Consider the following 16,595-nt stretch of genomic DNA (forward strand, 5'->3'; position numbering starts at 1 on the left):
GGGAGGGGGCAAAAGTCGGCCGTAACCGCGCCTCACGCGATGCTCGTGAACCCGTTCGTGATCGGATACCGCCGCTCGCGGTTGAAGATGCGGCGGGTGATCTTCGGGCCCGGGGGGGCCTGGCGGCGCTTGTATTCGGCCAGGTGCAGCATGCGCCAGACTTTGTTCACCACCTCCGGCGCGTGGCCGCGGGCGACGATCTCCGGCACGCCGAGGTCCTTTTCCACCAGGCATTCCAGGATGTCGTCCAGCACCTCGTAGGGGGGCAGCGTGTCCTGGTCGGTCTGGTTGGGCTTCAGTTCCGCGGTCGGGGCCTTGACCAGCACGCGCTCCGGCACGACGCGCCCGGCGGGCCCCAGGGCGCCGACCGGGATGCTTTCGTTGCGCCAGCGCGACACGTCGTAGACGGTCGTCTTGTAGACGTCCTTCAGCACCGCGTAGCCGCCGCACATGTCGCCGTAGAGCGTGGCGTAGCCCACCGACATCTCCGACTTGTTGCCGGTGGACAGCACCATGGCGCCGAACTTGTTGGACAGGGCCATCAGCGTGATCCCGCGCGAGCGGGACTGGATGTTCTCCTCCGTGATGTCCGGGTCGCGGCCGGCGAAGGCCGGCAGCAGCATGCGCTCGAACGCCTCCATCGCCGGGACGATGGGGATGGTGTCGAGCTTGCAGCCCAGCAGTTCAGCCGACTCCGCCGCGTCGTCCAGGCTCTCCTGCGAGGTGTAGGGGGACGGCATCATCACGCCGTGCACCCGCTCCGCTCCCAGCGCGTCCACCGCGATCGCCGCCGACAGCGCCGAGTCGATGCCGCCCGACAGGCCCAGGATGACGCCGGGGAAGCGGTTCTTGGTGACGTAGTCGCGCAGGCCCAGCACCAGGGCGGAGTAGATCGACTCCAGGTCCCCGGCCGGCGCGATGCGCTCCGCCTCCGCGCAGGTCCACACGTCATCCGCGCCGCGCTGCCAGTGGGTCAGCATCAGGTGCTCGGTGAAGGACGGGGCCTGGGCGACCAGCTTGCGGTCGGCGCCGAGCGCGAAGCTGGCGCCGTCGAAGACCAGCTCGTCCTGGCCGCCGACCTGGTTCACGTAGATCAGCGGCAGGCCGGATTCGGTGACGCGCTCCACCGACAGCTGGATGCGCTGGTCGTGCTTGCCGACCTCATAGGGGCTGCCGTTGGGGACGATCAGGATCTCCGCCCCGCTCTCGGCCAGCGTCTCCACCACGTCCGCGCTCCAGATGTCCTCGCAGATGGGCACGCCCAGCCGCACGCCGCGGAAGTTGATCGGGCCCGGCATCGGGCCGGCGGCGAAGACGCGCTTCTCGTCGAACACGCCGTAGTTCGGCAGGTCCACCTTGAAGCGGGTCGCCGCGACCTTGCCGCCGTCGAGCAGCAGCGCCGCGTTGTAGCGCTTGCCGCCGTCGCGCCAGGGCGTCCCCACCAGCACCGCCGGGCCGCCGTCGGCGGTCTCCTCGGCGAGGCCGCGCACCGCCTTTTCCACGAGATCGAGGAAGAAGGGCTTCATCACCAGATCCTCGGGCGGGTAGCCGGTCACCACCAGCTCCGGGCAGACGACGAGGTCGGCGCCGCGGGCGGCGGCCTCGGCCCGCGCGTTGCGGATGCGGTCGATGTTGGCCGTGATGTTGCCGACGGTCGGGTTCAGCTGGGCCAGCGCGATGGTAAGGCGGTCGGTCATGGCTCTGTCGTCTGGTGGATCGGCAAGGACGAAGCGGCAGCGTAGCAGCCGGACGCCGGGCGCGAAAGCGACGTGCTGGCGCACCGGAACCCGCCCGTTGCGTGGCTGTTCCCCTGGGAACGCATGCTCATCGGAAAGGGTAACAGGCCATGCAGGGTTCCGGCACCACGACCTCCGTCTGGATGAGCGCGTCCACCAGCTCGATGCAAGCCGGGCCGATGCCCGCCGGCAACGCCGACCTCGCGGCCGAGAAGCCCGACGTCATCGTGGTCGGGGCGGGAATCGCCGGCGTCACCACGGCCTATATGCTCCAGCGCTCCGGCAAGCGGGTGCTGCTGCTGGACGACGGCGCACCGGGCGACGGCGAGACGGGGCGCACGACCGCCCACCTGTCCAACGCCATCGACGACCGCTACACGGAGACGATCCGGCTGCACAGCGAATCCGGCGCCCGCATGGCCGCCGACAGCCACAGCGCCGCCATCGACGCCATCGAGCGGCTGGTGCGCGAGGAAAACATCGACTGCGACTTTGCGCGGCTCGACGGCTACCTGATGCTGGCGCCCGGCCAGTCGCCCTCAACGATCGACAAGGAACTGGACGCCGCCCGCCGCGCCGGGCTGGAGGATGTGGAGCGGATGGACCATCCGCCCATCCACCACTCCGGCCCCTGCCTGCGCTTCCCGCGGCAAGGGCGCTTCCACGCGCTGAAGTACCTGGCCGGGCTGACCCGCGCCTTCCTGGCGCGCGGCGGCCGCCTCGCCACCCACGCCCACGTCTCCGCCGTCGGGCAGGAGGGGGAGCGGGCGCACGTCCATGTGGGGCCGGACCACACGACCATCGAGGCCGACGCCGTGGTGGTCGCCACCAACTCCCCCATCAGCGACCGCTTCGCCATCCACACCAAGCAGGCCGCCTACCGCACCTACGCCATCGCGGCGCGCGTGCCGAAGGGAGCGGTGCCGGACGGGCTCTATTGGGACACGCTGGACAGCTATCACTATGTGCGGCTCCAGCCGGAGGGGGATCACGACCTGCTGATCGTCGGCGGCGAGGACCACAAGACCGGCGAGGCGCGCGACATGGACAGCCGCTGGGCCGCGCTGGAGACCTGGACGCGCGAGCATTTCCCGGAGGCCGGCGCGGTGGAGTACCGCTGGTCCGGCCAAGTGATGGAGCCTTTCGATGGGCTGGCCTTCATCGGCCGCGACCCGGCTTACGGCGGGCGGATCTTCGTGGCGACCGGCGACAGCGGCATGGGCATGACCCACGGCACCATCGCCGGCATGGTCCTGTGCGAGCTGATCCATGGCAGCGGCAGCCCCTGGGCCGCGCTGTACGACCCCGGCCGCAAGATGACCAGCAAGCTCGGCACCTACCTGCGCGAGAACATCGACGTCGGCCGCCAGTACCTGGACTATGTGCGGCGGTCGGAGGTGGAGTCGGAGCAGAGCATCGCGCCCGGCGAGGGCGCCGTGCTGAAGTCCGGCGGAAAGCCCATCGCGGTCTACCGGGACGAGTCCGGCGCTCTGCACCGCCGCTCCGCCGTCTGCCCGCACCTGAAATGCGTGGTGCACTGGAATCCGGGGGAGAAGAGCTGGGATTGCCCCTGCCACGGCTCCCGCTTCGCGGTGGATGGCGCCGTGCTGAACGGGCCGGCCTCCCAGCCGCTCGCCGAGGTGGAGGAGCCTACCCGCCGCACCGGGTAGAACCGTAAGTTTACAAAGTATTGCGACTTGGCGTTGCGCCCTGGCGCAGCGAATTAACCTGTGGTAAAGATTCCCGCGGCGATAGTACGGTGCGCTGACAACGATAATACGCGGGAGACGTCGATGTACTACTCGGAACTCTCCGGGCCGAACGGGACGACCAGTTCGGTCCTCCAGACCCCGGCGGCCAAGAAGACCACCGATGGCAAGTCGGCCTCTTCGGCGCCGGAGAACACGAAGGCCGACGATAAGAAGGCCGCCAGCCCGGCCTACACCATCAGCCAGTCCATGGAGACGCTGCTCGACGGCCTTTCCGGCAAGACATCCGCGCAGGCGTCGGGCAAGGGCGCGTCGGACGCCGCCGGAAAGGGGAAGGCCGGCGGCAGCGGCACGGGCGCCCAGGCGTTGAGCGACCGCGCGCAGCAGGCGCTGGGCATCATGCAGGGCGCGCTCGACCATTCCAAGGGCCTGGCCGGCGCCTTCGAGAAGGCCATCGACGGCCTGAAGAGCGACCTGGGCAGCACGCTCGGCGCGCTCGGCATGCCGAAGGACCGGGTCGACGGCGTGCTCGACGGCTTCGGCGACCATCTCAAGGACAAGCTGAAGTCCATGGATTTCAGCCAGATGTCCATGAGCATGCAGGAGGCGCGCTCCCAGTTCACGATCGAGTCGCGCGGGATCGAGCTGACGATCCAGGACGGCGACAAGTCGGTCCGCATCTCCTTCGCCAAGTCCACCCTAGACTTCCAGCGCCAGGACCAGAGCCTGGAGGCGACCCTGAACGGCGACGGGTCGGGCAGCGTCGCGTTCGGCCAGACCAACACCAAGGTCACCGGCAAGTCGACGGGCATGATCGTCCGCGCCGACGGCTTCAGCGAGGACGAGATCAAGGGCGTCCTGGAGAAGCTGAACGGCATGATGGCCAAGGGCGGCGGCGGAATGAGCGGCTCCGGCGTGCTGAAGCCGACCAAGAGCGCCGACGGCGTCCTGCACCTGAACCTGGACCTGTCGCAGCCCGTGGAAGGCCTGACCGACGGCAAGGCCACCGCCAGCACGGCCGCCACGGACAAGACGGAAGCGCCCGCCAAGGTTGACATCAAGGCGTGAGGAACACGTCGGTTGCTCCCCAGAAGGCATTGGCCCAAGGGCATTGGCCTGTGATTTATATCGGACCGGCACTTGCGAATGAAACGGTTGCTTGTTTAGAAGCTCTCTGGGTGATCCAGAGAGCTTTTCCACAATGACCGATCCACGATGACCGACCGCGACGCCGTTCTGGCCCTGAACCAAGCCTTCTACCGGGCCTTCAGCGACCGCGACTATCCCGCCATGGATTCCCTATGGGCGGCCCGGCTGCCCGTGTCCTGCATCCATCCGGGCTGGACCGTGCTGTTCGGCCGCGACGCCGTCATGACCGGCTGGGGGGACATCCTGAACGTCCCCAGCGGCCCGGTCATCCAGGCGCGCAACGAACGCGTGTCCCTGTACGGCGACACCGCGGTCGTCCTGTGCGAGGAAACGCTGGGCCACGCCGTGCTGGCCGCCACCAACCTGTTCGCGCGCGAGGACGGGGAATGGCGGCTCGTCCACCACCAGGCCGGCCCGATCGCCGACCCGCTGGTCCACACGACCGACCCCGTCGGCCGCCCCTCCTCCACCCGCCTGCACTGAGGCGGCCCCCCGCTCAGCCCGCGGCTCAGCCCGCGGCCTCGATCGCCTCCTGCCTCTGCTCGGCCTTCGGCGGCATCAGCCGGCCGGGATGGGCGCGCCAGTCGCGGTACATCTCCTCCAGATAGGGCAGCACCTCCAGCAGGCCGATCAGCCCGATCAGCGTGGCGATGTAGCCCGTGGGCAGCGGATCCCGCTTCAGGCGGAAGCCACGGTCCTCGTCCTCGCGCAGGCCGACCAGGGCCAGGGCCTTCGGCCAGTGCATCACGGCGATGAAGGACACCGCCATCAGCGGCAGCATCTCCAGGAAGCTGTGGACGTGCTGCTCGATGGGCGTGACCTCGCGCGCGGTGACGGCGTAGCTGACGTCCCACAGCGCCGTCGCCTCATGCAGCAGGAAGGACGCGACCATCAGCGCCAGGACCGGCGAGTTGATTTCCAGGAACAGGCCGGCCAGCGTCGGCACGCCCATCTCCACCAGCATCAGCAGGTGGATCATCGTCTCCTTGGCGCCCGTGGTGTGCTGGATGTCGGTCGTCCGATGGCACAGCCAGTCGGCCACGCCGGAAGCGAGCCAAAGCGGGATGACGAAGTAGAGCAGGAAGTTGCGCGTGACCGTGCGCACCTCCTCGTCCGACATCCCGCGTTGCGCCGGCGCGATCCCGGACGCGGCCTCCGGGGGCCTGACCACCGCCCGTCGGCCAGCCGTGCCCCCACTCGGCGATTGCCGGGCCGCGGACGCCCCGGACACGCTGCGCAGCAACAGGGTCGCGCCGACCGTGATCGCGACGAAGGACGCGCTGGTCAACAGGAACTGCTTCATGCCCGGGCTCTCCATGGTGGTGACCTCCTGGGTCAACACCGCCGCCCGCGAAGCGTTGCCGCGCCCCCTCCGCTGCACCCGTCTCAGTGCGACTCGAGATGGTTGATGATGTCGCCCACCACCTTGTCGGCGACGACACGGTCGGGGTCGCTGTTGGTCAGGGCCACCGCGGCCCAGCGGTGGGCGCGGGAAAAGGCGATGTAGGCGTTGAACCCGCCGGTCGAGCCGGAATGCCAGAGGATCGGCGTGCCGTCGCCCGCCCAGGCCACGAACCAGCCCAGCGCCATCGCCCCCTGCCCCAGCGCGCCCGGGTCGCGCAGCGCCCGGCCGTCCACCTGCACCGACTGGGCGAGCGTCAGCGTGGCCTTCACCTCGGGATCGCAAGCGCTCCCATTCCCCGCGGCGGCCGAGCAGTCGCCCATGTTGACGCGCAGCCAGCGCAGCAGGTCGTTCGCCGAGGAATAGAGCCCGAAGGAGGGCTGCATGGCCGGCGCCTCCCAGTCGGGGACGACCTGACCGCGCGCGTGGCCCACCGCCTTGCGGGCGCGCTGCTCCGCGGACAGGCGGAGCGTGGTGTCCTTCAGGCCGAAACGCTCGGTGACGACGCGCTTCAGCAGGGTCTCGTAGGGGGTTCCGGCGGCGGTCGACAGCGCCTCCCCCAGCACGGCCATGCCGACGTTGGAATAGCGGAAGCGGGTGCCCGGCGGCACCGGCAGGCTGAAGTTCGACAGCCAGGAGGCCACCTCCTCCCGCGTCAGCGGCTTGTAGGGGTTGCGCGGGTCCTCCAGCCGGCTCCAGGAAAAGCGCGGGGTTTCCGGCACGTTGGGCAGGCCAGCGGTGTGGGTGGCGAGGTCGCGCAGCCGGATCGGCTGGCCGTCGAAATCCGGCGCGTGGGTCGGCTGGGGCAGGTGGCGGGCCAGCGGGTCGGTCGGTGCCACCCGGCCGGCGCGGATCAACTCCGCCAGGATGGTGCCGGTGAAGGGCTTGGTCAGAGAGGCGATCTGGAACAGCGTGCGCCCATCGGGCGGGCCGCCGTCCGGCCGGCCGCTGTCGCCGCGCCCGATCACCACCTTGACGTCGTCACGGATGACCCCGACCACCAGGCTGCCCGGCCCGGCCTCCGACAGCCGCCGGTCGGCCATCGCCGCGACGGTGTCCCGCAGGCCCCCGGCAGCGCTTGGATGGGTGGCGACGGGATCGGCCGCGGGAACCGACACCCAGCCCCAAAGGGCGAGAAACGACACGACACCGACCACCGGCCCCCGCATCCCACCCCTCCGTCCCGCACGACCCTGGAGGGGAGAGTGGGTGTCGGAATCGTCACACGGTACGCCCGCGGACGGAGATCACGCCAACGGGGTGCCCGCGGGCCGGAGGGGTAGTCTGTCGGGGAGGGGCGCGGGTTTCATGGAAGTTCCGTCACCCCCGCGAAGGCGGGGGTCCAGGAACCTCCGCACATAAGTGCCTGTACAGACTGGATTCCCGCCTTTGCGGGAATGACGACGGAACATGGGAACAGAAGACCGCCCTACTCGCTGGGGATCTCCGCCGGCGGGGGACGGCGGTCCTTCACGATGGTCAGGGGCACGTCGTCGGCGGCGATCTCGATGATCGGGCGGCCGTTCAGCAGCGACGGACAGCGCTTCACCTGGGTGAAGGCCATGAAGAAGTCGGCCTTGCGCCAGTCCGGCTCGATGCCGTTGACCAGCTTCAGCCAGGGCGGCAGCTCGAAACGCACGGCCAGCGTGTTGCCGCAGACGGACAGCGTGTACTGGCGCTGCGGCGGGTTGCCGTCGTTCTCGCGCTCGACCAGCGCGATCAGCTCCTCCAGCGCCTCGTGCTGGGAGTTGCCCCAGTAGTCCAGCTCGAAGTTGCCCTCCGCACCCTTCATGCCGCCGGCGAACTGGTTGTAGTAGACGTACTGGTTCGGGTGCATGGCGCCGAGCTGCCAGGCGTACAGCACCGCCACCACGGTCGCCGTGGCGCCGAAGACCTGCCCCGGCCGGCGGCCCAAACCCTCGGCCCGCATCCACAGCCGGTCGATGGCGAGCCCGGCCATGACGACCAGCGGCGGCGCCACGAACAGGAAATGGCGGATGCCGTTGTAGACCGACGGGCGCAGCAGCATGAACAGGATGATCGGCAGGAAGGCGCCCAGGACCAGCGGCACCCAGCGCACCAGCGGGAAGCCCCAGCGCGCCTTCCAGCCGCCGCGCGCCAGCCAGACCCCGGCCATCACCACCGCCGCCGCCGCGCCGAGCAGCGCCGCCTCCGGCAGCTTCACCGCCAGGTAGACGGGCAGGTAGAGGGCGGGCGGGTCGCTGGACCGCACCATCTCGCCCATGAACAGCGTCTGGATGTCGATCGGGAAGTGCGAGACGACGCGCAACGCCTCCAGCGGGTTCAGCGGATTCAGCACGGCCCAGGGCCAGAACAGCGCCATCAGCGCGTAGGCCACGGGAAGCGCCGGCAGCAGCGCCAGAACGATGCGCCGCGTGTCCGACAGCGCCGGCCCCAGCCCGTCGCGCCACGCCACCAGCACGACGTAGAGCGACAGCGCCGCCACCAGGTAGAAGCCGGCCAGCACCGCGCCGACGCGGATCGCCAGAGTCAGGCCGAGCACGAGGCCGAACTTCAGCACCGCGCTGCGGCTGGGGCTCGGCAGCTGGTTGATGATGCGCGTGCCGAAATAGAGCGTCCACACCATGCCGGCCGCAAAGGGCACGTCCTTGGTGTTGTTGAACATCGCGCCGTAATAGACGCCGGACAGCGCCAGCAGCGCCGCCGCCAGGAATCCCGCCCGCGGCCCGCCCAGCAGGCGCGCGTAGCGCCAGCTGCCGGCGATGCCCAGCACGCCGACCAGGGCGCAGAGCAGGTGCCGCGTCTCGTACTCCTCGAACGGGGAGACATGGACCAGCAGGGCCGTCACAAGGTCGAACAGCCCGCCGTAGAGGTACAGGTCCTTGAAGTGGAAAGCGGACCGGTCCGTGAAGCCCGACAGGTAGAAGGACAGCAGCTTCTTGCCGTAGATGTGCTGCACCTCCTCGTCCGTGCTGATGCCGTAGGAGCGGAAGCTCAGGACGGCGATGATCAGCAGGCAGAGGAGCAGCGCGCGCGATAGATCGTCCCACAGCGCGCCGGCGCGCCGGTGCTCATACCGGATCCCGGAAGCGGCCGCCGAACCGGCCCCCAAGCCGGCCCCCGAACCGGATGCCTCCCGGGCCTTGCCCAGGGCCGCCAGCTCGGCGGGCGACTGATAGTTCATGGACGACGGTCCTCGGTGCCGGCCCCGCGCCGCGGCGTCCGGAACGCGGCGGGCGCCGCGGCGGCCTCCTCGTCCTCGAAGCCGTGGGCGGAACGCACGATGTAGAGAGGCCGGCCCTTCACCTCGTTGAACACGCGGCCGAGATAGTCGCCGAGGATGCCCAGCGTGATCAGCTGCACGCCGCCCAGGAACAACACCGCGGCCAGCAGCGATTCATAGCCGGGCACGTCGATGCCGTGCAGCAGCGTGCGGATCACGCGGATCACGATATAGACGAAGGCGAAGCCGGACACCGCCATGCCCACCAGGCTCCACACCCGCAAGGGGAAGGTGGAGAAGGCTGTCAGCCCGTCGAAGGACAGGCGCAGCAGCTTCAGGAAGCCCCACTTGGTCTCGCCGCCCGCGCGCTCGCCCTGCTCGTAGGGGATGCTCGCCTGGCGGAAGCCGACCCAGGCGAAGATGCCCTTCATGAAGCGCGTGCGCTCCGGCATGCGGTTGATGACCTCCACCACGCGGCGGTCCATCAGGCGGAAGTCGCCGACCTCGCGCGGCAGCTTCACCTCCGATAGGTTGTCGAAGATCCAGTAGAAGGCGCGCGCGAACATCCGGTGCTTGAAGCTCTGCCCGACCCGCGCGTTGCGCACGGCCACCACCACGTCGTAGCCCTCGCGCCACTTGGCGAGAAACTGGGGCAGCAGCTCCGGCGGGTGCTGCAGGTCGGCGTCCATCGGCACCACCGCGTCGCCCGTGACGTGGCCGAGGCCGGCGGACAGCGCCAGTTCCTTGCCGAAGTTGCGCGACAGGTCGACCACCTTCACCCGCGGGTCGCGGTCGTGCACGTCCAGCAGGCGGTCCAGCGTGTCGTCGCGGCTGCCGTCGTTGACGCAGACCACCTCCCACTCCGCGTCCAGCCGGTCCAGCACCGGCACCAGCCGGTCGAACAGCGCGTCGACGTTGGCACCCTCGTTGTAGAAGGGGATGACGACCGACAGGCGGGGACGCCGCGCGCGACGGCCCCGGCCCGGCTTCGGATCGCCCGGCTTCGGATCATGGGTCATCGTGGCGGGAGGGGCATCGCCGGGCACGGCCGGGGCCACCAGGGAAGGCGCGTCGGAAAGGGACATGGCCAGCCGTTGCGTCAGGTCTTCGGAAACCGGGGTGGAAACCGGGGCGGAAGCCGGGATGGAAACCGGTTGGCGGACGTCCCCGGCCGGGCGCTCCGCCGTTGGGCGTATACCACGATACATGGGATTGAGCAAAATGCCTCTCTTGTGGTCATTTCGTGGCCCACGCCCTGTTCAACTGGAGTTCAACCGGGCAGCCGGACAGCCAGGGGGCGCACCGAAAGCCGTCCACCGATGGGGGCAAACACCACGGGCCCGACAAATATTCCAGGGACACACCGGACCGCCAGAACACGGAAGTGGTGGGAATTTGCCTTTGATGCCCCAGTGGCGCCCGACGGCTTTTCCCAAACGGCTCCGCTCAAGCGTCTTTCAATGTCACAGGCCGCGTCACAGACTTGGCACACTTAATGTATTGGTAACCGGGTGCTGCCATGTTTGAAGTCTAAACCTTCTCCCTCCCCGGAGCCCTTCCGCCATGAGCGTGCTCAACCGTTTGCGGGTCGGAACCAAGATCACCGCCGCCAGCGCCGGAATCCTGATTTTCCTGGTCGCCATCGGGGCCATCGGCGTCCTGGCCCTGTCCAACGCGAAGGACGATTTCGCGACCTACCAGACGCTGGCGCGGCAGTCGATCGAGGTCGGCAAGATCCAGGCGCTGATGCTGGAGACGCAGCTGCACGCGAAGACGTTCCTGCTGACCGGGAACGAGGATTCCGCCAGCGAGGTCGGGTCCCACGCCGCGGCGATCTCCACGCAGATCGATGACACGAAGGCCCTGTTCTCCGACCCGACCCTGCTGCGCACGGTCGAGCAGATGGGCAACGAGCTGAAGCAGTACCAGGAAAGCTTCGCCAAGGTGCTGGAGTTCCAGGCGGCGCGGTCGGAGTCCATCGCCACCCTGGACGAGCTGGGCCCGAAGATGGAAAAGGCGCTCACCTCCATCATGGACAGCGCCTACGCGGATGGCGACACCGAAGGCGCCTACCTGGCGGGCATGGCCGGCCGCCATTTCCTGGCCACGCGCATCCAGACGGCGCGCTTCCTGATCGACGGCAAGGCGGAAAGCGCCGACGGCGCCCGCAAGGAGATGCAGCGCGCGCGAGACCGCGGCAACGCTATGCTGGCCAAGCTGAACGACCTGGAGCGGCGCAAGGCCGCCATGTCCTTCATCGCGCTGCAGCGGGTCTTTTCCACCGAGCTTGAAAAGGCCGTGGTGGCCACGACCAAGCGCGACGAGCTGGTCAGCGGGATGCTGGAAACGCTCGGCCCCACGATCAACGCGCGCGCCGACCAGCTGCGCGACGCCAGCGTGCGCAACCAGTCCGACCTGGGGACGGAGGCATCCGGGACCGTCGACAACGCCCGCAAGACGGTGGTCGCCGCCTCGCTGGCCGCCGTTCTGCTGGGCCTGCTCTCCGCCCTGCTGATCGGCCGCGGCCTGGCGCGCCCCGTCGTGGCGATGACCAACGCCATGACCCGGCTGGCCGGCGGCGACCGGGCGGTGGACGTGCCCGGCCTCGACCGCGGCGACGAGATCGGCGGCATGGCCAAGTCCGTGGCGGTCTTCAAGGACAGCCTGATCCGCGCCGACCAGCTGGCCGCCGAGCAGGCCGTCGAGCAGGAGGCCCGGCAGAAGCGCGCCGAGGCGATCGAGGCCCTGACGCGCGAGTTCGACCGGCTGGTGCTGGACGTGCTGGGCCGCGTCTCCTCCGCCGCGACCCAGCTGCACGCCACGGCGCAGGGCATGTCGGCCACCGCCGAGCAGACGACCCGGCAAGCCAGCGCCGTCGCCGCCGCCTCCAGCCAGGCGACCGCCAACGTGGAGACCGTGGCCGCCGCGGCGGAGGAGCTGTCCAGCTCCATCCAGGAGATCAGCCGCCAGGTCGCCCAGAGCAACGCCATCGCCGGCGCCGCCGTCACCACGGCGCAGAAGACCGACACCACCGTGCGCGGCCTGGTCGACGCCGCCCAGCGGATCGGCGAGGTGGTGCAGCTGATCAACGACATCGCCAGCCAGACCAACCTGCTGGCGCTCAACGCCACCATCGAGGCCGCCCGCGCCGGGGAGGCCGGCAAGGGCTTCGCGGTCGTCGCGTCGGAGGTGAAGAACCTCGCCAACCAGACGGCCAAGGCGACCGAGGACATCTCCGGCCAGATCGCCGGCATCCAGGAGGTGAGCCGCGAGGCCGCCGCCGCCATCGCCGAGATCGGCCGCGTGATCGGGGAGATCAGCAGCATCTCCGCCACCATCGCCGCCGCGGTGGAGGAGCAGGGTGCGGCCACGCGCGAGATCAGCCGCAACGTCCAGGAAGCCGCCCGCGGCACCCAGGAGGTCACCGGCACCATCGTCGGCGTGACCCAGGCGGCGGAAGCCACCGGCGACGCTTCCCGCCAGGTTCTGGACGCCGCCGACGGCCTGAACGGCGAGGCGGAGGGTCTGCGCGGCTTCGTCTCCCGCTTCCTCCATGACATGCGCGCGGCGTAACGCCACAAAGGGCGATTGGCCTTGCACCGGGGGTCCGGATTGGGCACATAGGCCCATTCCGGACCCTTTGTCGTTTGTGCACCATGATCCTGACCCCGATCCCGGCCGAGGTGATGCCGGAAGCCCTGGCCGCCTTCGAGAAGACGCTGGCCGACCCGGCGTTCCAAGCGGGGCCGCTGGCCCTGGCCGCCTTCCGCCGCATCGCCGCCACCTGGCCCGTCCCGGGCGGCGTGGACACGCCGGACCAGCGCGCCGACGCCGTGCGGCTGGCCCACGCCCACGGCATCGACACTCTGGACGAGCCGCCGAACACCTCCTTCATGTGGGACGGCAAGGTCATCCGCACGGACGTGGAGGCCACGGTCATCGTGCACGAGGTCGCGCACTGGCTGCTGGCCGCGCCGGAGCGCCGCCCGCTCTACGACTACGGCCTGGGGCCGGGGCCGGAGACGACCCGGCGCAAGGAAGCCCGCAGCCAGCAGAAGCTGACCTTCGAGGAGTGCATGCACGAGGAGCAGCAGACCTCGCTCCTCGGCATCCTGTGGGAGGCGGAGCTGGGCCAGCCGGCGATCCTCGCCTTCCTGGAGCAGAACTGGATGGAGCATTGGGAGCGGGAGAGCACCGTCCGCTTCTTCGTCCGCCATGTGGACGAACTGCACCAGCGCGGCCTGATCGACGCTGAGGGCCGCCCGACCACCGCCCGCGCCTGGGCCGACCAGCGGCGCCCCGCCGCCGCCTGACCGCTACTCCTTATAGGGCACAGGGTCGCTGAGCCCGGCCTCCTGGAAGCCCTTCAGGCGCAGCAGGCAGCTGTCGCAGGTGCCGCAGGCCTCGCCCTCCGGCGTCGGGTCGTAGCAGGAGTGGGTGAGGCCGTAGTCCACGCCCAGCTCCAGCCCGCGCCGGATGATGCCGGCCTTGTCCAGCGTCATCAGCGGCGCGTGGATCTTGAACCGGCTGGTGCCCTCCACCCCGGCCTTGGTGGCGAGGTTCGCCATGGTCTCGAACGCCGCGATGTACTCCGGCCGACAGTCCGGATAGCCGGAATAATCCAGCGCGTTCACGCCGATGAAGAGGTCGGACGCGCCCAGCGTCTCCGCCCAGGCCAGCGCGAAGGACAGGAAGATGGTGTTGCGCGCCGGCACGTAGGTGACCGGAATGCCCTCCCCCAGCTCCGAAGCACTGCCGTGCTTGGGCACGTCGATGGCGTCGGTCAGGGCGGAGCCGCCGAAGGCCCGCAGGTCGATGTCGGCGATGACGTGCCGGTCCACCCCCATGGCCGAGGCCACGCGCCGCGCCGCCTCCAACTCCACCGCGTGGCGCTGGCCGTAGCGGAAGCTCAGCGCGTTGATCCGGTAGCCCTGGTCCTTGGCGATCGCCAGCACCGTCGTCGAATCGAGCCCGCCGCTGACCAGCACGACCGCGTTCTTTCCGTTCATGACCCCGCCCTTTCCTCAGTCCGGCCGATCCGCCATAGTCCGTCGCCTGGGGATAGTCCTCTTCCCGCGAACAGGTCAATGTCAGCGCCGCGCCGAACACCACATAGGAGCCCTGCCGTGACGTCCGAGTCCCCGCTCCAAAGCCCCCTGTTCAACGCCCCCCTCTTCAACGGCATGGACGCCGCCGCGATCGACCGGCAGTACAATTTCCGCAAGCTGGTGCCCGAACACGCCGATTTCTTCGCCCGGTGGGAAGCCCAGAGCGCCGCGGCGCGCGCGCGGCTTGGCGGCACCCTGGACATCCCCGTCGGCCCGCACCCGCGCCAGACGGTGGACGTCTTCCCGGCCGGCGATGGCGCGCCCCTGCTGGTCTTCATCCACGGCGGCTATTGGCGGTCGCTGTCGAAAGCCATGCATTCCTTCATCGCGGAGCCCTTCGTGACGCAGGGCGTCGCGGTGGCGATGATCGGCTACGGCCTGTGCCCGGACGTGACGATGGACGAACTGATCGGCCACGCCCAGATCGGGCTGGATTGGATCCTCGACCACGCGGCCGACTTCGGCGCCGATTCGCGCCGCCTCGTCCTGGCCGGCCACTCCGCCGGCGGCCACCTGGCAACCACGCTGCTGTCCCGCAACCCGGAACGGGCGTTGGGCGCCGTGTCCATCAGCGGCATCTACGACCTGGAACCGCTGCTGCATTTCGAGGTGAACGACCAACTGCGCCTGGACACGGACTCCGCACGCCGCCTGAGCCCCGTCCACAACGTCCCCGCCCCCGCCCCGCTGCTCGTTCTGGCGCTGGGGTCGAATGAGACCGACGAGATGCACCGCCAGCAGACCGACCAAGCCCGCGCCTGGGCCGCCGCCGGCAACGCGATCCAGGAGTTCGTGGAACCCGGCGCCAACCATTTCAGCGTGGTGGACCGCTTCGCCGATCCGGACGGGGCCTTGTTCAACGCGACGATGGCGATGCTTAGAGCGCCTAACAGAACCATTTCTGGACGAAGCGCCAGCAGATGAGGCTGGCGGCGATGTGGTGGAAGGCGGTGAAGATGTCGGCGCGCCGCTCGTAGCGGACGGCGAGGCGGCGGAAGCGGGCGAACCAAGCCAGCGTGCGCTCCACGACCCAGCGGTGCCGGCCCAAGCGTTCGCTGCTCTCGATACCGCGACGGGCGATGCGCGGAATGATGGCCCGCTGGCGTAGAGCCCGCTGGCAGAAGGCGAAATCATAGCCTTTGTCGGCGTGCAGCTTGGTCGGGCGTCGTCGTGGGCGACCCGCGCATTGCCGGATCGCCGGCACGGCATCGACCACCTCCTCCAGCATCTTGCTGTCATGCCGGTTGGCCGGAGAAATCCTCACGGCCAGGGGGATGCCGTTGGCATCGACGAGGATGTGGCGCTTGGAGCCCGGCTTGCCGCGGTCCGTCGGGTTCGGCCTGGTCGCCTCGCCCCCCTTTTTGCCGGGACGGCGGCGCTGTCCACGGCGGCTCGTTCCCAGTTGATTGCGTTGGCGTAGCCCAGCCGATCCAAGAGGACACGGTGCAGGCGTTCCCAGACGCCGGCTTGGTGCCATTCGTGCAGCCGGCGCCAACAGGTCATACTTGAGCCGCAGCCCATCTCCACCGGCAGCAACTCCCAGGGGATGCCGGTGCGCAGCACGAACAGGATGCCGGTCAGCGCCGCGCGATTGTCCAGCCGAGGCCGCCCGCCCTTCGGCTTGGGCGGTTCCGGCGGGAGCAACGGTTCAATCAGCGCCCACAGGGCGTCGGAGACGAGAGGTGCAGCCATGTCCCTCCCAACAGCCCAAATCCCGTTTTGTTAGGCGCTCTTAGGGGAAAGGCCGGGTAGCGACGGCCAAGAGCCCGAAACGCAAAAGCCTCCCGACTAGGGGAGGCTTGCCTGCTCAAATGTCGGTTTCGGACATAGATTGGACAGGAGCTTTTCTCAGCGGCAGCTCTGCTACCTATGCTCGGTAGCAGTTACGGCCTATAGGCGAGACCGATCATAGTTTGGTAGTTCTTAATGAGATCACACTCCTCCTGCCGACGACCGCCCATTACGGCATCTAAGTAGGAGGCATTTGCGCCCTCAGGCGCGTTGGTGGGGATCGTCATATCGGAGGTCTCCAGTGTGCTGGTGGTTGCCCCTTGGTCGGGCGCGGGGAGGTCATTTTCGGAACCATGAGCGGGGCGGATGGTTGAGTTCGCCCCCGCTCTCTTCCAGTTCAAGATCCGAGTCGCCGCCGTAGGTATCTAACTCGGCCAGCAAGGCGTCGATGGCGGCTTAGTACTACAGCCGGACTTTATCGGCTTGGGTACGGCGCGCCCAGTGGGAGCGTCGCGCCCGCTGCTGATGGCGTCTTCGCCAGAGTGACCAGGCAAT

At 69.1% G+C, this 16,595-nt stretch carries 12 protein-coding genes and 1 pseudogene; 6 read left to right on the plus strand and 7 right to left on the minus strand.

What is annotated here, in order from left to right; translation table 11 throughout:
* Positions 1-32 precede the first annotated feature (32 nt).
* Positions 33-1,697 carry an NAD+ synthase gene (locus tag J2851_RS14715; protein ID WP_209767033.1) on the minus strand — a complete coding sequence of 555 codons (1,665 nt, stop codon included), beginning with the start codon at positions 1,695-1,697 and terminating at the stop codon, positions 33-35.
* Positions 1,698-1,846: 149 nt separating this feature from the next.
* Here J2851_RS14715 and J2851_RS14720 point away from each other — a divergent pair, with 149 nt between their 5' ends.
* The 3 genes from J2851_RS14720 (at position 1,847) to J2851_RS14730 (ending at position 5,077) form a co-directional block, all read left to right on the plus strand.
* Positions 1,847-3,406 carry an FAD-dependent oxidoreductase gene (locus tag J2851_RS14720; protein WP_209767034.1) on the plus strand — a complete coding sequence of 520 codons (1,560 nt, stop codon included), beginning with the start codon at positions 1,847-1,849 and terminating at the stop codon, positions 3,404-3,406.
* 123 nt (positions 3,407-3,529) lie between these two features.
* Positions 3,530-4,513, plus strand: a complete 984-nt coding sequence (locus J2851_RS14725) for a hypothetical protein (RefSeq protein ID WP_209767035.1) — start codon at positions 3,530-3,532, stop codon at positions 4,511-4,513.
* A gap of 147 nt (positions 4,514-4,660) precedes the next feature.
* Positions 4,661-5,077 (plus strand): nuclear transport factor 2 family protein, encoded by a 417-nt coding sequence (locus tag J2851_RS14730; RefSeq protein WP_209767036.1) that lies wholly within the window; start codon positions 4,661-4,663, stop codon positions 5,075-5,077.
* 25 nt (positions 5,078-5,102) lie between these two features.
* Here the strand turns inward: J2851_RS14730 and J2851_RS14735 are convergent, their stop codons facing one another.
* From J2851_RS14735 to J2851_RS14750, 4 genes are all read right to left on the minus strand, one after another.
* On the minus strand, positions 5,103-5,897 hold the full coding sequence (locus J2851_RS14735) for a hypothetical protein (RefSeq protein WP_209767038.1): 795 nt from the start codon (positions 5,895-5,897) through the stop codon (positions 5,103-5,105).
* 83 nt (positions 5,898-5,980) lie between these two features.
* On the minus strand, positions 5,981-7,141 hold the full coding sequence (locus J2851_RS14740; RefSeq protein WP_307419632.1) for a serine hydrolase domain-containing protein: 1,161 nt from the start codon (positions 7,139-7,141) through the stop codon (positions 5,981-5,983).
* 284 nt (positions 7,142-7,425) lie between these two features.
* On the minus strand, positions 7,426-9,162 hold the full coding sequence (locus J2851_RS14745; protein ID WP_209767042.1) for a glycosyltransferase family 39 protein: 1,737 nt from the start codon (positions 9,160-9,162) through the stop codon (positions 7,426-7,428).
* Positions 9,159-10,286: a glycosyltransferase family 2 protein gene (locus J2851_RS14750; protein WP_209767044.1), complete on the minus strand. Its 1,128-nt coding sequence runs from the start codon at positions 10,284-10,286 to the stop codon at positions 9,159-9,161. The genes J2851_RS14745 and J2851_RS14750 overlap by 4 nt, the downstream gene beginning before the upstream one ends.
* Positions 10,287-10,764: 478 nt before the next feature.
* Between J2851_RS14750 and J2851_RS14755 the strand changes: the two genes are divergently transcribed.
* Together J2851_RS14755 and J2851_RS14760 are read left to right on the plus strand one after the other, a co-directional pair.
* Positions 10,765-12,774: a HAMP domain-containing methyl-accepting chemotaxis protein gene (locus tag J2851_RS14755; protein ID WP_209767046.1), complete on the plus strand. Its 2,010-nt coding sequence runs from the start codon at positions 10,765-10,767 to the stop codon at positions 12,772-12,774.
* An 83-nt stretch (positions 12,775-12,857) separates the two neighbouring features.
* On the plus strand, positions 12,858-13,514 hold the full coding sequence (locus J2851_RS14760) for an elongation factor P hydroxylase (protein WP_209767048.1): 657 nt from the start codon (positions 12,858-12,860) through the stop codon (positions 13,512-13,514).
* 3 nt (positions 13,515-13,517) lie between these two features.
* On the opposite strand, the gene queC is transcribed toward J2851_RS14760, so the two are convergent.
* Positions 13,518-14,210 (minus strand): 7-cyano-7-deazaguanine synthase QueC, encoded by a 693-nt coding sequence (gene queC / locus J2851_RS14765; protein WP_209767050.1) that lies wholly within the window; start codon positions 14,208-14,210, stop codon positions 13,518-13,520.
* A gap of 117 nt (positions 14,211-14,327) precedes the next feature.
* On the opposite strand from queC, the gene J2851_RS14770 reads away from it, so the two are divergent.
* On the plus strand, positions 14,328-15,233 hold the full coding sequence (locus J2851_RS14770) for an alpha/beta hydrolase (RefSeq protein WP_209767051.1): 906 nt from the start codon (positions 14,328-14,330) through the stop codon (positions 15,231-15,233).
* Here the strand turns inward: J2851_RS14770 and J2851_RS14775 are convergent.
* Positions 15,196-16,001, minus strand: a pseudogene (locus J2851_RS14775) (IS5 family transposase). The gene J2851_RS14770 and the pseudogene J2851_RS14775 overlap by 38 nt on opposite strands.
* Positions 16,002-16,595 lie beyond the last annotated feature (594 nt).

Source organism: Azospirillum rugosum (assembly GCF_017876155.1).
In the GTDB taxonomy this organism is placed as follows: Bacteria; Pseudomonadota; Alphaproteobacteria; order Azospirillales; family Azospirillaceae; genus Azospirillum; species Azospirillum rugosum.

What these genes read in the sequence shown, in the direction of transcription:
- J2851_RS14745 (WP_209767042.1), bottom strand. Translation starts at nt 9,162, where the DNA reads ATGAACTATCAGTCGCCCGCCGAGCTGGCGGCCCTGGGCAAGGCCCGG.
- J2851_RS14730 (WP_209767036.1), top strand. Translation starts at nt 4,661, where the DNA reads ATGACCGACCGCGACGCCGTTCTGGCCCTGAACCAAGCCTTCTACCGG.
- J2851_RS14725 (WP_209767035.1), top strand. Translation starts at nt 3,530, where the DNA reads ATGTACTACTCGGAACTCTCCGGGCCGAACGGGACGACCAGTTCGGTC.
- J2851_RS14735 (WP_209767038.1), bottom strand. Translation starts at nt 5,897, where the DNA reads ATGAAGCAGTTCCTGTTGACCAGCGCGTCCTTCGTCGCGATCACGGTC.
- J2851_RS14720 (WP_209767034.1), top strand. Translation starts at nt 1,847, where the DNA reads ATGCAGGGTTCCGGCACCACGACCTCCGTCTGGATGAGCGCGTCCACC.
- J2851_RS14760 (WP_209767048.1), top strand. Translation starts at nt 12,858, where the DNA reads ATGATCCTGACCCCGATCCCGGCCGAGGTGATGCCGGAAGCCCTGGCC.
- J2851_RS14715 (WP_209767033.1), bottom strand. Translation starts at nt 1,697, where the DNA reads ATGACCGACCGCCTTACCATCGCGCTGGCCCAGCTGAACCCGACCGTC.
- J2851_RS14755 (WP_209767046.1), top strand. Translation starts at nt 10,765, where the DNA reads ATGAGCGTGCTCAACCGTTTGCGGGTCGGAACCAAGATCACCGCCGCC.
- J2851_RS14750 (WP_209767044.1), bottom strand. Translation starts at nt 10,286, where the DNA reads ATGTCCCTTTCCGACGCGCCTTCCCTGGTGGCCCCGGCCGTGCCCGGC.
- queC (WP_209767050.1), bottom strand. Translation starts at nt 14,210, where the DNA reads ATGAACGGAAAGAACGCGGTCGTGCTGGTCAGCGGCGGGCTCGATTCG.